This is a genomic window from Aquitalea sp. ASV11 (assembly GCF_016429185.1).
Lineage (GTDB): Bacteria > Pseudomonadota > Gammaproteobacteria > Burkholderiales > Chromobacteriaceae > Aquitalea > Aquitalea pelogenes.
Genome location: NZ_JAELUD010000026.1, coordinates 1 through 13,323, shown reverse-complemented (window position 1 = coordinate 13,323; position 13,323 = coordinate 1). Strand labels below are relative to the sequence as shown.

The 13,323-nt window shown below is 61.1% G+C and carries 14 protein-coding genes; 8 read left to right on the top strand and 6 right to left on the bottom strand.

The window, feature by feature from the left end:
- Positions 1 to 27: 27 nt before the first annotated feature.
- Positions 28 to 420: a MerR family DNA-binding transcriptional regulator gene (locus tag JHD62_RS10340; protein WP_045845282.1), complete on the bottom strand. Its 393-nt coding sequence runs from the start codon at positions 418 to 420 to the stop codon at positions 28 to 30.
- A 144-nt stretch (positions 421 to 564) separates the two neighbouring features.
- On the opposite strand from JHD62_RS10340, the gene JHD62_RS10335 reads away from it, so the two are divergent.
- The 8 genes from JHD62_RS10335 (at position 565) to JHD62_RS10300 (ending at position 9,065) form a co-directional block, all read left to right on the top strand.
- Positions 565 to 1,416 (top strand): 3-hydroxybutyryl-CoA dehydrogenase, encoded by an 852-nt coding sequence (locus JHD62_RS10335; RefSeq protein ID WP_199102821.1) that lies wholly within the window; start codon positions 565 to 567, stop codon positions 1,414 to 1,416.
- A gap of 45 nt (positions 1,417 to 1,461) precedes the next feature.
- Complete coding sequence (locus JHD62_RS10330) at positions 1,462 to 2,964, top strand: CoA-acylating methylmalonate-semialdehyde dehydrogenase (RefSeq protein ID WP_199102820.1); 1,503 nt, start codon at positions 1,462 to 1,464, stop codon at positions 2,962 to 2,964.
- Positions 2,965 to 3,064: 100 nt separating this feature from the next.
- Positions 3,065 to 4,225, top strand: coding sequence for an acyl-CoA dehydrogenase family protein (locus tag JHD62_RS10325; protein ID WP_199102819.1), 1,161 nt, complete (start codon positions 3,065 to 3,067; stop codon positions 4,223 to 4,225).
- Positions 4,226 to 4,392: 167 nt separating this feature from the next.
- Entirely contained in the window at positions 4,393 to 5,175 is a 783-nt protein-coding gene (locus JHD62_RS10320; RefSeq protein WP_199102818.1) for an enoyl-CoA hydratase, read from the top strand.
- Positions 5,176 to 5,186: 11 nt separating this feature from the next.
- On the top strand, positions 5,187 to 6,308 hold the full coding sequence (locus JHD62_RS10315) for an enoyl-CoA hydratase/isomerase family protein (RefSeq protein WP_199102817.1): 1,122 nt from the start codon (positions 5,187 to 5,189) through the stop codon (positions 6,306 to 6,308).
- Positions 6,309 to 6,332: 24 nt separating this feature from the next.
- Positions 6,333 to 7,223: a 3-hydroxyisobutyrate dehydrogenase gene (mmsB, locus tag JHD62_RS10310; protein WP_199102816.1), complete on the top strand. Its 891-nt coding sequence runs from the start codon at positions 6,333 to 6,335 to the stop codon at positions 7,221 to 7,223.
- Between the two features lie 362 nt (positions 7,224 to 7,585).
- Complete coding sequence (locus JHD62_RS10305) at positions 7,586 to 8,677, top strand: polyamine ABC transporter substrate-binding protein (RefSeq protein WP_199102815.1); 1,092 nt, start codon at positions 7,586 to 7,588, stop codon at positions 8,675 to 8,677.
- A 64-nt stretch (positions 8,678 to 8,741) separates the two neighbouring features.
- Positions 8,742 to 9,065 (top strand): DUF2834 domain-containing protein, encoded by a 324-nt coding sequence (locus JHD62_RS10300; protein ID WP_199102814.1) that lies wholly within the window; start codon positions 8,742 to 8,744, stop codon positions 9,063 to 9,065.
- Between the two features lie 32 nt (positions 9,066 to 9,097).
- Here JHD62_RS10300 and JHD62_RS10295 read toward each other — a convergent pair whose 3' ends face one another.
- From JHD62_RS10295 to JHD62_RS10275, 5 genes are all read right to left on the bottom strand, one after another.
- Complete coding sequence (locus JHD62_RS10295) at positions 9,098 to 9,850, bottom strand: molybdopterin-binding protein (protein ID WP_199102813.1); 753 nt, start codon at positions 9,848 to 9,850, stop codon at positions 9,098 to 9,100.
- 33 nt (positions 9,851 to 9,883) lie between these two features.
- On the bottom strand, positions 9,884 to 10,618 hold the full coding sequence (locus JHD62_RS10290; RefSeq protein ID WP_233160830.1) for a YdcF family protein: 735 nt from the start codon (positions 10,616 to 10,618) through the stop codon (positions 9,884 to 9,886).
- Positions 10,619 to 10,690: 72 nt separating this feature from the next.
- The gene (locus JHD62_RS10285) at positions 10,691 to 11,401 is read right to left on the bottom strand and encodes an ABC transporter ATP-binding protein (RefSeq protein WP_045845292.1); all 711 of its coding nucleotides are present in this window, start codon (positions 11,399 to 11,401) and stop codon (positions 10,691 to 10,693) included.
- Entirely contained in the window at positions 11,398 to 12,168 is a 771-nt protein-coding gene (locus JHD62_RS10280) for an ABC transporter ATP-binding protein (RefSeq protein ID WP_045845293.1), read from the bottom strand. Before JHD62_RS10280 ends, JHD62_RS10285 begins: the two co-directional genes overlap by 4 nt.
- Before the next feature lie 3 nt (positions 12,169 to 12,171).
- A complete protein-coding gene (locus JHD62_RS10275; RefSeq protein ID WP_045845294.1) occupies positions 12,172 to 13,254 on the bottom strand; it encodes an ABC transporter ATP-binding protein in 1,083 nt (360 codons plus the stop codon).
- Positions 13,255 to 13,323 lie beyond the last annotated feature (69 nt).

The following is a 13,323-nucleotide window of genomic DNA, read 5'->3' as shown; positions in this document are numbered from 1 at the left end:
TCCTTTCCGAAAGGCTTGCTTGCCCGGCTACGGTGTTGATGCTGCCTGTTTGCCCAGTGCCTTTTCGCACTGGCTGCGGATCTGGCTGATTTCCCCCATCACCACACGGATGTCGTCCAGCTGTTCCTGCAATTGCTGTTCCTTGCGGCTGAGAATGCGGATGAATTCGCGCAGCTGCGGTTCGTCGTTGCTGGCGGCATCGTACAAATCAAACAGCTCGCGGATTTCCAGCAAGGACAGGCCAATGCGCTTGCCACGCAGAATCAGCATCAGCCGCACCCGGTCGCGCCGGGTATAGATGCGGCGCTGGCCATCGCGCTGCGGCTCCAGCAGCCCCTGGTCTTCGTAAAAGCGGATGGTGCGCGTGGTGACGTCAAATTCCTGCGCCAGCTGGCTGATGCTGTAGGTCACGCCTTGCATGCCTGTTCCCCTGTTGTTGTTTTGGCCCTGCCCTTTGCCTGCTGGCAGCTGCTGGCCGTGTTTTGATCCCCGATGCAGGATTGTTGATTGACGTTGACGTAAACGTCAAGTTATTGTGATAAAAACAACGCAGGAGAACAGCACATGACAACACAAAAAATCGGCGTGGTTGGCGCAGGCACCATGGGCAACGGCATTGCCCAGGTGTTTGCCATGCATGGCTTTGAAGTCCGGCTGGCCGATGTCAGCGAGGCCGCCCTGCACAAGGGCCTGGCTGCCATTGGCAACAGCCTGACACGCATGGCAAAGAAAGGCAGCATTGCCGAAGCCGACATCGCCGGCATTCTGGCACGCATCCACCCCACCACCCGGCTGGCCGAGCTGGCCGACCGCGATCTGGTCGTCGAAGCCGCCACCGAAAACCCGACCATCAAGGAGTCCATTTTCCGCGAACTGGGCAGCGTGGTGCGGGCAGACGCCATTCTGGCGTCCAACACCTCGTCCATTTCGCTCACCCGCATTGCCGCCTGGGTGCCGCAGCCGGAACGGGTGGTAGGCATGCACTTCATGAACCCGGTGCCCTTGATGCAGCTGGTGGAAATCATCCGTGCCATCCAGACCAGCGATCACACTTACCAGAAGGTATTCGAACTGGCGGTGGCACTGGGCAAGACCCCGGTGACGGTGAAGGACGGGCCGGGCTTTGTCTCCAACCGCATCCTGATGCCGATGATCAACGAAGCCGCCTTTGCCCTGTTCGAAAACCTGGCCACGGCGGAAGACATCGACACCGTGATGAAACTGGGCATGAACCACCCCATCGGCCCACTGGCACTGGCCGACCTGATTGGCCTGGATACCTGCCTGTCCATCATGGACATCCTTTATACCGAATTCCGTGACAGCAAATATCGCGCCTGCCCGCTGCTGGCACAGCTGGTGGCGGCCGGGCAGCTGGGTCGCAAAAGCGGCAAGGGTTTTTATCACTACGACTGACATACCAAGACGGCACACAAGCCGCCAAGCACAGGAGAGTTGCAGATGAAACAGGCTGTTCCCAGCGTCAAGCTGCTGATCAACGGTGAATTCGTCGAATCGCAGAGCCAAGAGTGGCGCGACATCATCAACCCGGCCACGCAAGAAGTGCTGGCACGGGTCCCCATGGCCACCTCCGGGGAAGTCGAGGCCGCGGTCGCCAGCGCCAAAACCGCCTTCGCCAGCTGGAAGAAAACCCCCATCGGCACCCGCGCACGGATTTTCCTCAAGTACCAGCAGCTGATTCGCGAGCACATGAAGGAACTGGCCGCCCTGCTGACGGCGGAACAGGGCAAAACCCTGGCCGATGCCGAGGGCGATATCTTCCGTGGGCTGGAAGTGGTGGAGCACGCCGCCAGCATTGGCAATCTGCAACTGGGCGAATACGCCGAAAACGTGGCTGGCGGGGTGGACACCTATACCGTGCAACAGCCGCTGGGCGTGTGTGCCGGCATCACCCCCTTCAACTTCCCGGCGATGATTCCGCTGTGGATGTTCCCGATGGCCATTGCCACCGGCAATACCTTTGTGCTGAAGCCCTCCGAACAGGACCCGATGGTGACCATGCGGCTGGTGGAGCTGGCCTTGCAGGCTGGCATCCCGGCTGGGGTGCTGAATGTGGTGCATGGCGGCGAAGCGGTGGTGAATGCCATTTGTGACCACCCGGACATCAAGGCCATCTCTTTTGTCGGCTCCAGCCGCGTCGGCACCCACGTGTACAACCGCGCCAGCCTGGCCGGCAAGCGCGTGCAATGCATGATGGGAGCCAAGAACCACGCCATCGTGCTGCCGGATGCCAACAAGGAACAGGCGCTGAACCAGCTGACCGGCGCGGCATTCGGCGCAGCTGGCCAGCGTTGCATGGCCTTGAGCGTGGCAGTGCTGGTGGGCGAAGCACGCAGCTGGATTCCAGACCTGGTGGCCAAGGCCAAGTCCCTGCGCGTGGGCGCAGGCAAGGACAACCCGGACCTGGGCCCGCTGATTTCCTGCGCCGCCCGCGAACGGGTGACCAGCCTGATCAAGCAAGGTGTGGCCGAAGGCGCGGTGCTGGAGCTGGATGGCCGGGAAGTTCACGTGGATGGCTACCCGGACGGCAACTTTGTCTGCCCCACCATTTTCTCCGGCGTTAGCACCGACATGGCCATCTATCAGCAAGAAATCTTTGGGCCGGTGCTGTGCCTGCTGGCCGTGGACACACTGGATGAGGCCATTGCCATCATCAATGCCAACCCCAATGGCAACGGTACCGCCATCTTCACCCAGAGCGGCGCGGCGGCACGGCGCTTTCAGGAAGACATCGACGTGGGTCAGGTCGGCATCAATGTGCCGATTCCGGTACCGGTGCCGCTGTTCAGCTTTACCGGCTCGCGCGGCTCCAAGCTGGGTGACCTCGGCCCTTACGGCAAACAGGTCATCCTGTTCTACACCCAGACCAAAACCGTCACCAGCCGCTGGTTCGACGACGAAGCCAGCAGCGGCAAGGTGCACACCACCATTTCGCTGCGCTGAGCTGGCCTGATTAACGCAGACCGATTCACGTCAGATAAAACAAGACAGCAGCGGGCCGCCATCCCCCACCGGCCCGGCTGCTGCAAGAGGAGAAACCGACATGGACTTTGCACTCAACGAACAGCAGCTGGCCTTCCAGGACAGCGCACGCGACTTTGCCAGCAGCCGCCTGGCGCCGTTTGCCGCCGAATGGGACCTGGAAGAAACCTTTCCGCTCGCCACCATCCGTGAAGCCGGTGACATGGGTTTTCTCGGCCTGTACACCCCGGAAAGCCACGGCGGGCTGGGCCTGTCGCGGCTGGATTCGGCCATCGTGTTTGAAGAACTGGCAGCCGGCTGCACCTCCACCGCCGCCTATCTCACCATCCACAATATGGTGAGCTGGATGATTGCCAGCTTCGGCAGCACCACGCTGGCCGGGGAATGGGTGCCGCGCATGGTGAGCGGCGAAGTGCTGGGCAGCTACTGTCTGACCGAGCCGGGTGCCGGCTCCGATGCCGCCTCGCTCAAGACCCGCGCCGATAAAAAGGGCGAAGTCTATGTGCTGAACGGCAGCAAGATGTTCATCTCCGGCGCGGGCAGTACCGATGTGCTGGTGGTGATGGCCCGTACCGGTGGCCCCGGCCCCAAAGGCGTGTCGGCCTTTGTGGTGCCCGCCAATGCACCCGGCGTGCAGTACGGCAAGAAGGAAAAGAAAATGGGCTGGAACAGCCAACCCACCCGCGCCATCACCTTCGACAATGTGGAAATTCCGGCAGGCAACCTGTTGGGCGAGGAAGGCATGGGTTTTGCCTATGCCATGAAAGGGCTGGATGGCGGCCGCATCAATATCGCCACCTGCGCCGTTGGCACCGCCCAGGCGGCACTGAATGCCGCACAGCGCTATGTGCAGGAGCGGCAACAGTTTGGCCAGCCGCTGGCCGACTTCCAGACCGTGCAGTTCCGCCTGGCCGACATGCTGACCGAGCTGGTGGCCGCCCGCCAGATGGTACGTCTGGCGGCATTCAAGCTGGATAGCGGCAGCACCGACGCCAGTGCCTACTGTGCCATGGCCAAGCGCTTTGCTACCGATCTGTCATTCAATGTCGCCAATAATGCCTTGCAGCTGTTTGGCGGCTATGGCTACCTGAAGGACTTCCCGCTGGAACGCCATGTCCGTGATGCCCGCGTGCACCAGATTCTGGAAGGCACCAACGAGGTGATGCGCATGATAGTCGCCCGGCAGTTGCTGAAGGACGGCGCGCTGGAGAACCTCCGCTAGGCGCGGCTAACAAAAACCCTGTTGCTGCGTTGCGCCTCCTTGCCGTACTCAATGTACTGTCTGCGTCGGCGCGCCTTGCCCCAGGGACGCTACGCTATTTTGTTAGCCGCGCGGAGTAGATGTCGCGATTGGCAAAAACAGACTGAACCACATTCAAAGGTAGCCAAATGAATACTTACGCTCATCTGGACGTGAACCTCATCGGCCACACCGCCCAGGTCACCATTAACAACCCGCCAGCCAACACCTGGAACCGCGCCAGCCTGAACGCGCTCAAGCAGCTGGTGGCGGACCTGAACGCCGATGACAACATCTACGCGCTGGTGATCACCGGCAGCGGCAGCAAGTTCTTCTCCGCCGGGGCCGATCTCAACCTGTTTGCCGACGGCAACAAGCTGGTGGCCACCGAAATGACCATGTTGTTCGGCGAAGCCTTCGAAGCGCTGGCCGCCTTCCGTGGTGTCAGCATTGCCGCCATCAACGGCTATGCCATGGGCGGCGGGCTGGAATGCGCGCTGGCTTGCGACATCCGCATTGCCGAAGTGCAGGCACAAATGGCGCTGCCGGAAGCTGCGGTCGGCCTGCTGCCCTGCGCTGGCGGCACCCAGCAACTGCCGTGGCTGGTGGGTGAAGGCTGGGCCAAGCGCATGATTCTGTGTGGCGAGCGGGTGGATGCCGACACCGCCGAACGCATCGGCCTGGTGGAAGAAGTGGTCGGCCAGGGCCAGGCATTGGAAGCAGCGCTCAAGCTGGCGGAAAAAGTGGCGCGCCAGTCGCCCTCCTCGGTCAAGGTGTGCAAACAGCTGGTGCAGCGCGCACGCATCGAGCCGCCCGGCTATAACCTGATTCACGAGCGCGAGCAGTTCATCAAGCTGTTCGACACCGCCGACCAGCAAGAAGGCGTGCAGGCCTTTCTGGCCAAGCGCAGCCCGCAATGGCACAACCGCTGACAGGAGTCGTCATGCCCGATGTTGTCTTGTTTGAAGAACGCCGCTGTGCCGATGGCAAACGCCTCGGCATTGCCACCCTCAACAGTGAAAAGTCGCTGAACGCACTGACACTGGAGATGATCCGCTTGCTGCAAGCACAGCTGAGTGGCTGGGAAGCCGACCCGGACATCGCCGCCGTATTGCTGCGCGGTGCTGGCGAAAAAGCCTTCTGTGCCGGGGGCGATGTGCGCGCCCTGCGCGAAGCGCTGCTGACCGACGACAGTCATCCGCAGCCGCAGGCGCTGGCCTTCTTCCGCGAAGAATACGCGCTGGATTACCACATTCATTGCTATGCCAAGCCGCTCATCGTGTGGGGCCACGGCATCGTGATGGGCGGAGGGCTGGGGCTGATGGCCGGGGCCAGCCACCGCGTGGCCACCAGCGCCACCCGCATTGCCATGCCGGAAATCACCATCGGCCTGTATCCCGACGTGGCCGGCAGCTGGTTTCTGCAACGCATGCCCGCCCGCGTCGGCCTGTTCCTCGGCCTGACCGGCGCACCACTCAACGCCCACGATGCGCTGATCTGCAATCTGGCTGACCACGTGCTGGCTGTCGATGCCTGGCCGCAGCTGCTGGAGCAACTGCAACAGCAATACTGGGATGCTGACAGCGCCACCCGCCACGTCCAGGTTTCCGCCCTGCTCAGCCAGCTGGAACAGGCCGCACGCAGCAGCCTGCCGCCGTCCAATGTGCAGCCCAATCTGCTGACCATTCATCAGCTGATGAGCATGGGCGATCTGGCCAGCGTGGCCGATGCCCTGGGCACACAACAGTTCGACCACGACTGGCTGGCCAGCGCCGCCAAAAACTTCCGCCACGGCTGCCCGGTATCCGCCGCCGTGACCTGGGAAATCTTCCAGCGCGCCCGCCACCTGTCGCTGGCTGAAGCACTGCGCATGGAGCTGATCCTGTCGCTCAACTTCTGCCACAAGCCGGACTTCCGCGAAGGCGTGCGCGCGCTGCTGGTGGACAAGGACAGGCAGCCGCAATGGCATTACCGCCAGCTGGCCGACATCCCGCAGGACTGGGTGGACAGCCACTTTGTGGCACCGTGGTCGGCAGATCAGCACCCTTTGGCCTCGCTGCCTTAAGTACAACAAAAGAGGAGAGACACAATGACACACATCGCCTTCATCGGACTGGGCAATATGGGTGGGCCGATGGCGCTAAATCTGGTGGCCAGGGGTTTTAGCGTCGCCGCTTTTGATTTGTCCGCCGACGCACTAGCCAGGCTGCAAGCCGCCGGTGCCCGTGCCGCCAGCAGCGCACTGGACGCCGTGCAGGGGGCCAGCGTGGTGATTTCCATGCTGCCGGCCGGCAAACATGTGCAGGCGCTGTATCTGGGCGAGCAAGGGCTGTTTGCCAGCCTGCCCAAGGGTACGCTGGTGATTGACTGCAGCACCATTGCCGCCAGCGATGCACGCAAGGTGGCCGATGCTGCCACTGCAGCTGGCCTGCGCATGCTGGACGCGCCGGTTTCCGGTGGCACCGCCGGGGCCGCTGCCGGTACCCTCACCTTTATTGTCGGCGGCGCGGAGGCAGACCTGGCCGAAGCACGCCCGCTGCTGGAGGCCATGGGCAAGAACATCTTCCACGCCGGTGGCAACGGCGCGGGCCAGACAGCGAAAATCTGCAACAACATGCTACTGGGCATCCTGATGGCAGGTACCGCCGAGGCGCTGGCGCTGGGGGTGAAGAACGGGCTGGACCCGAAAGTGCTGTCGGACATCATGAGCAAGAGCTCCGGCCGCAACTGGGCGCTGGAGCTGTACAACCCCTGGCCGGGCGTGATGGAAACCGCCCCGGCCAGCCGTGGCTACAGCGGCGGTTTCATGACCGCGCTGATGCTCAAAGACCTGGGCCTGGCGGAAAACACCGCGCTGGACAGCCACGCCGCCACGCCGCTGGGTTCACTCGCCCGCAATCTGTACGAAAGCCATGCGACAGCCGGTAATGGTCAGCTGGATTTTTCCAGCATCCTGCAGTATTTCCACCGGCAAGACTGAAGCCATTTTCTTGCCTGTCCCTGCCCGGCCTGGTGCCGGGCCCAGGCTGCTGACAAAGTAATGTGATGCGATGGCACTGGACCCAGCAAAGCCGGGCCTTCCGACTAAGCACTCTATTCCGCAGCCTTTCCATCTAATCCCAATCCCCCCGCCCTTTCCCTGAAAGGGAGCCGCGCTTTCTTTTCAGAAAGCGAGAGGGGGCTTGTCAATAATCGGCGCCCGGCTTTATGCCGGGCTTTTTGCATCCGGCGTATTCACACAGGGCAGTTTGGACGGTTGTCATGCGCGTAGCGAAACCATGCCAGACAGCAACAGTCCAAGGTCTTTCATGACGACGTATACAACCGCTCAGGAAACCAGCCATGAAAACCAGACAACTGCTTGCCACCACCCTCTTGCTGGCCGCTGCCAGCCAGGCGTCCAGCGCCGCCGGGGTGCTGAATGTATATAACTGGTCCGACTACATTGCCAAGGACACCATTCCCGGCTTTGAAAAGCAGACCGGCATCAAGGTGCGCTACGACAACTACGACAGCAATGAAACCCTGCAATCCAAGCTGCTGACCGGCAGCTCCGGCTACGACATCGTCACCCCCACCTCGGACTTCATGGCCAAGCAGATACAGGCCGGGGCCTTCCAGAAGCTGGACAAGAGCAAGCTGCCCAATCTGCGTAATCTGGACCCGGCACTGATGGCCAAGATAGCCGGTGCCGACCCGGGTAATCTGTATGGCGTACCCTGGGCCTATGGCACCGACGGCCTGGGCTACAACCTGACCAAGGTGCAACCGCTGCTGGGCAAGGACGCGCCGCTGGACGACTGGGACAATCTGTTCAACCCGCAAAAAGCGGCAAAACTGAAAGGCTGCGGCATTTCGGTGCTGGACGATGCCAAGGCGGTGTTCGCCACCACCCTGCACTATCTGGGCAAACAACCCAACAGCCGCAACCCGGCCGACTACCAGGCGGCTTTCCAGACCCTGCAAAAAATCCGCCCCTATATCAAGCGCTTCAGCTCCTCCGGCTATATCAATGAGCTGGCCAATGGCGACATCTGCATGGTGCTGGGCTACTCCGGTGACGTGGTCATTGCCAAGGCCCGCGCCGCCGAAGCCAAACGCCCTTATCAACTGGCCTATTACATCCCCAGGACCGGTGCGCCACTGTGGTTTGACGTGATGGTGATTCCCAAGGGGGCCAAGAATGTCGATTCCGCCCTGCAGTGGATCAACTACATGCAAACCCCGCAGGTGAACGCCGGCATCACCAATACCGTGTTCTACCCCACCGCCAATGCGGCGGCGCGCAAGTTCGTGAAACCGGAGATTGCCAACGACCCTGCCATCTACCCGCCACCGGCGCTCATCAACAAGCTGTTCCTGCTGGAGCCGGTACCGGCTGACATCATGCGGCTGCAAAACCGGCTGTGGACACAGCTGAAAACCGGGCGCTGAGCGGCACTGGCAAGGGAATCGTCATATCAACGATATGAACAAACCAAGGGACACCATGCAAGCTATGTATCTTGTTTTATGTCTGCTAGGCGGTGTCCTGCCCTTTACCCAGCTTGCCCCCTGGCTGGATCAGCATGGACTACAGCCGCTCTTGCTGCTGCAGACTGCGCTGGCCACGCCAGTGGCTGCTTTTGCCTGGGCTGACGTATTGTTGTCCGCCATCACCCTTGCCGTGTTTATCATGGTGGAAAGTCGGCGTATCGGCATGCGGCAGTGGTGGTTACCCCTACTCGCTCTGCTGTGCGTGGGGGTGTCTCTGGCGCTGCCCTTGTTTCTGCTATTGCGAGAACGACACTCTAGCGTCAATTCAGCGCTGTCGATGCACTGAGGGCTGGGCGCAAAACAGCGCACCACATCACCTTAATCCCTGTCACGCAGCATATACCCCGCCGCCGCCAGCGCCTTGCGCCATTCAGCGATGGCAATGTCCACCAGCTGGCGCTGGCCGGTAAAGCCGAAGTCGATGTGCATCTGCGGAATGGTTTCGTTGCCAAAACTGGGCAGGCTGGAGAGCTTGAGGGCAGGATAGCGCTGGCTGAAATCCTGCATCAGGGTGATCAGGTCGCCCTCGCGCGCACCCAGCGCAATCACGCCCTGCTCCACATCCGGGCTATCGTTGAAAAGATGGCGGTACTGGCTATCCAGCACCCATTCGATCATCGGCCAGGCCATGGCCGGGAAGCCCGGCACGAAATGCACATCGCCATGCGAGAAACCGGCAATCTGGTTCACCGGATTGGGAATGATGCGACTACCCGCCGGGAACATCGCCATATTGATGCGGTGCGGATAAGCATCCTCGCCAAAGCGTGCCTCGATCAGCGCACCGGCTTCTGGGTGAACCTCCAGCGGCAAGCCCAGCGCCTGTCCGGCACAGCTGCGGGTGTGGTCGTCCGGGGTGGCACCGATGCCGCCAAAACTGAACACCAGTTCGCCACTGGCAAAGGCACGCTGCAAGGCAGCGGTGATGCGTGCCGGGTCGTCACCCACGTATTCCGCAGCGGCCAGGCTCAGGCCACGCGCCGCCAGAATGCGGATCAGGGATTGCAAATGCTTGTCCTGCCGTTTGCCGGACAATAATTCATCGCCGATGATGATGGCTGCAACGTTCACGCTTCACACCTCTTGCTCGGAGTTAGCCCGGTATCAATCCGGCTGCGTGGCCCTGCCGTGCAACCAGCCTTGTACCGAGTAAAAGAAAATGCCCAGCCATTCGCGCAAGGCAGAATGACATTCCTGCATGGCCCGCCCGGTGGGCAGATACCAGGCCAGCCCTGCGCCATCATAACGGACAAAACCGGTGGGTGCAGGCAGCACATTCAGGCCCTGGGCCTGAAAAAACGGCAGCGCGCGGCGCAGATGCCAGCCCTGGCTGACCAGCACGATACGGCTGATACCGGCCTTTTTCAGCATGAGCGCACTATAGCGGGCATTTTCCAGCGTGGTATTGGACTGCATTTCCACCCAGCGTACTGACAGGCCGTAGTCCTGTTGCAGGGTTCGCGCCATCACCTCACCTTCCGGCTCGCCACCATAGGGTGAGCCACCGGTCACCAGCAGCGGCAGATGGGTACGCCGTGCCAGAAAGGCGGCATAGCGCAGCCTGGTCTGGGTATCGGCACTGGGTTCGTTACGCTCGTATTCGGGAGCCGGCTTCTTGCCGCCGCCCAGCACCACGATGGCCTGTTGCTGTTGCAGCTGGGCCATGCTTGCCACCGGATAGCGCTCGAGACCGGCTGTCAGCCACATGGCGGTACGGGGGATAGACAACAGATAGGCCAGCAGCAGGCCGACACATACCAGACAGGCCCCCATGGCAGGCGCACGGCGGCGCAGCAACAGCCCCAGGGCGATGGGGAGAATGAAAAGCAGCGGGGGCAATAAAAAGGCCCCGAGGAGCTGGTGGACCAGTACTTCGGGGCTAATCGTTGCTGTCATTGAAGACTCTTTTGCTTACTCGCCGAGGTAGGCGTTACGCACGCGTTCGTCGTCGAGCAATTCGCGCGCCGGGCCACCCATGGTGATACGGCCGCTTTCCATCACATAACCGCGCTGGGACACTTCCAGGGCCAGTTTGGCGTTCTGCTCCACCAGCAGCATGGTCACGCCTTCCTTGGCAATCATCTGGATGATCTCGAAGATCTTTTCCACGATAATGGGCGCCAGGCCCATGGACGGTTCATCCAGCAGCAGCAGCTTGGGCTTGGACAGCATGGCACGGCCCATGGCCACCATTTGCTGTTCGCCGCCGGACAGCGTGCCGGCCAGCTGCTTGTAACGCTCTTTCAGGCGCGGGAACAGTTCGTACACGCGCTCGATTTCGCTCTGGATGGCCGCCTTGTCATTGCGGTAGTAGGCACCCATTTGCAGGTTTTCTTCCACCGTCAGCTTGCTGAAGATGCCACGGCCTTCCGGCACCATCACCAGACCATGACGCACATAGTCGTGGGACGGAATGGTACCGTTCAGCTTGCCATCGTAAGTGATGCTGCCGCCGGACGGCTTCACCATGCCGATCAGGGTTTTCAGGGTGGTGGTCTTGCCGGCACCGTTGGCACCGATCAGGGTGACCAGCTCGCCCTGGTTGATGTGGAAATCCACGCCACGAACAGCCTGAATGCCGCCGTAAGCCACTTGCAGGTTTTTAACTTCCAGAAGGCTCATGCGTGTGCCGCTCCCAGGTAAGCTTCAATCACTCTCGGGTTCTTGCGTACTTCTTCCGGAATGCCCTCGGCAATCTTCTTGCCGTAGTCCAGCACCGCAATACGGTCACACAGACCCATCATGAGTTTGACGTCGTGTTCAATCAGCAAAACCGTAGTACCGCTCTTGGCGATCTTGCTCATCAGCTCCTTGAGCTCTTCGGTTTCACGCGGGTTCATACCGGCAGCCGGTTCATCCAGTGCCAGCAGCTTGGGCTCGGTGGCCAGCGCGCGGGCGATTTCCAGACGACGCTGGTGGCCGTAGGACAGGTTGCGGGCACGTTCGTCGGCCACGTCGGCAATGCCTACGTATTCCAGCAGTTCCCAGGCCTTGGCGGTAATCGCCTTTTCTTCCTCGCGGGTACGACGGTCACGCAGTACCGCGCCCAGTGCACCGGCCTTGGAACGGATATGACGACCCACCATCACGTTTTCCAGCGCAGTCATTTCCGCGAACAAACGGATGTTCTGGAAAGTACGGGCGATACCGGCGTTCACCACCACGTGCGGCTTGGCCTGGAACAGGTTGTGGCCGTCGAAGGTGAAGGAACCTTCGTCCGGCACGTACAGGCCGGTCAGCACGTTGAACAGCGTGGTCTTGCCGGCGCCGTTCGGGCCGATCAGACCGTAGATTTCACCCTTGTTAATGGTCAGGCCGACATCGCTCAGTGCGTGCAGACCGCCAAAACGCTTGTTGATGCCTTCGATTTTCAGCAGTACTTCAGCCATGACTTAACCTTTCTGCGCAGCCGCTTCTTTGGCGTCCTTGAATTCGGCCTTGCGGCGCTTGGACGGCAGCATGCCTTCCGGACGAACCAGCATCATCACCACCATGGCAATGCCGAACAGCAGCATGCGGGCGTTTTCCGGGTCGATCAGCATGCGACCCATGGTCTTCATCTGCAGCGGGCCAATCACGTCACGCAGGATTTCCGGCGCAATGGTCAGCACGACAGCACCCAGGATCACACCGGCAATGTTACCCATGCCACCCAGAACGATCATGGCCAGGATCATGATGGACTCCAGCAAGCTGAAGGATTCCGGCGATACAAAACCCTGGAAGGCAGAGAACAGGCCACCGGCCACACCACCGGACAGCGCACCCAGTGCAAAGGCCAGCAGCTTGATGTTGCGGATGTTGATACCCATGGCCGAAGCGGCAATCTGGTCTTCACGCAGCGCAACCCAGGCACGGCCGATACGGGAGTGCTGCAGGCGGGAAGCCATGATCACCACGATGACGGTCAATACCAGGAACAGGTAGTAGTACAGATAAACCGGCGGCAGGGACATGCCGAACAGGTTGATCGGCGAACCCAGGTCGGCAGCGCCAACGCGGATCGGGTCGATCAGGTTGATACCTTGCGGGCCGTTGGTGATGTTGACCGGCGCGTTCAGGTTGTTCATGAAGATACGGATGATTTCACCGAAACCCAGCGTCACGATGGCCAGATAGTCACCCTTCAGGCGCAGTACCGGAGTACCGAGCAGAATACCGAAGAAGGCGGCAAACAGCGCACCCAGCGGAATGGTGACATAGAAGGGCCAGTGAATGCCGAAGTGCGGCGAACCCAGCAATGCGTAGGTGTAGGCACCCACGGCATAGAAGGCGATGAAGCCCAGGTCGAGCAGGCCGGCAAAGCCCACCACGATGTTAAGGCCCAGTGCCAGCATCACGTACAACAGCGCGAAGTCGACGATACGCACCCAGGAATTACCCAGCGCGCCGCCTACCACGAAGGGCAGTACGCACAGGGCAATGCCGCTGGCGATGAACAGCCCGATTTGTTTGGAATCAAATGCCTTGCTCATGTTATTTCTCCCCCGGATCAGGCGCGGTCAGCCATCTTTTCGCCCAGCAGGCCGGACGGACGGAAAATC

Coding starts and splice junctions, on each gene's coding strand:
- JHD62_RS10340 (WP_045845282.1), bottom strand. CDS start 420: ATGCAAGGCGTGACCTACAGCATCAGCCAGCTGGCGCAGGAATTTGAC.
- JHD62_RS10335 (WP_199102821.1), top strand. CDS start 565: ATGACAACACAAAAAATCGGCGTGGTTGGCGCAGGCACCATGGGCAAC.
- JHD62_RS10330 (WP_199102820.1), top strand. CDS start 1,462: ATGAAACAGGCTGTTCCCAGCGTCAAGCTGCTGATCAACGGTGAATTC.
- JHD62_RS10325 (WP_199102819.1), top strand. CDS start 3,065: ATGGACTTTGCACTCAACGAACAGCAGCTGGCCTTCCAGGACAGCGCA.
- JHD62_RS10320 (WP_199102818.1), top strand. CDS start 4,393: ATGAATACTTACGCTCATCTGGACGTGAACCTCATCGGCCACACCGCC.
- JHD62_RS10315 (WP_199102817.1), top strand. CDS start 5,187: ATGCCCGATGTTGTCTTGTTTGAAGAACGCCGCTGTGCCGATGGCAAA.
- mmsB (WP_199102816.1), top strand. CDS start 6,333: ATGACACACATCGCCTTCATCGGACTGGGCAATATGGGTGGGCCGATG.
- JHD62_RS10305 (WP_199102815.1), top strand. CDS start 7,586: ATGAAAACCAGACAACTGCTTGCCACCACCCTCTTGCTGGCCGCTGCC.
- JHD62_RS10300 (WP_199102814.1), top strand. CDS start 8,742: ATGTATCTTGTTTTATGTCTGCTAGGCGGTGTCCTGCCCTTTACCCAG.
- JHD62_RS10285 (WP_045845292.1), bottom strand. CDS start 11,401: ATGAGCCTTCTGGAAGTTAAAAACCTGCAAGTGGCTTACGGCGGCATT.
- JHD62_RS10280 (WP_045845293.1), bottom strand. CDS start 12,168: ATGGCTGAAGTACTGCTGAAAATCGAAGGCATCAACAAGCGTTTTGGC.
- JHD62_RS10275 (WP_045845294.1), bottom strand. CDS start 13,254: ATGAGCAAGGCATTTGATTCCAAACAAATCGGGCTGTTCATCGCCAGC.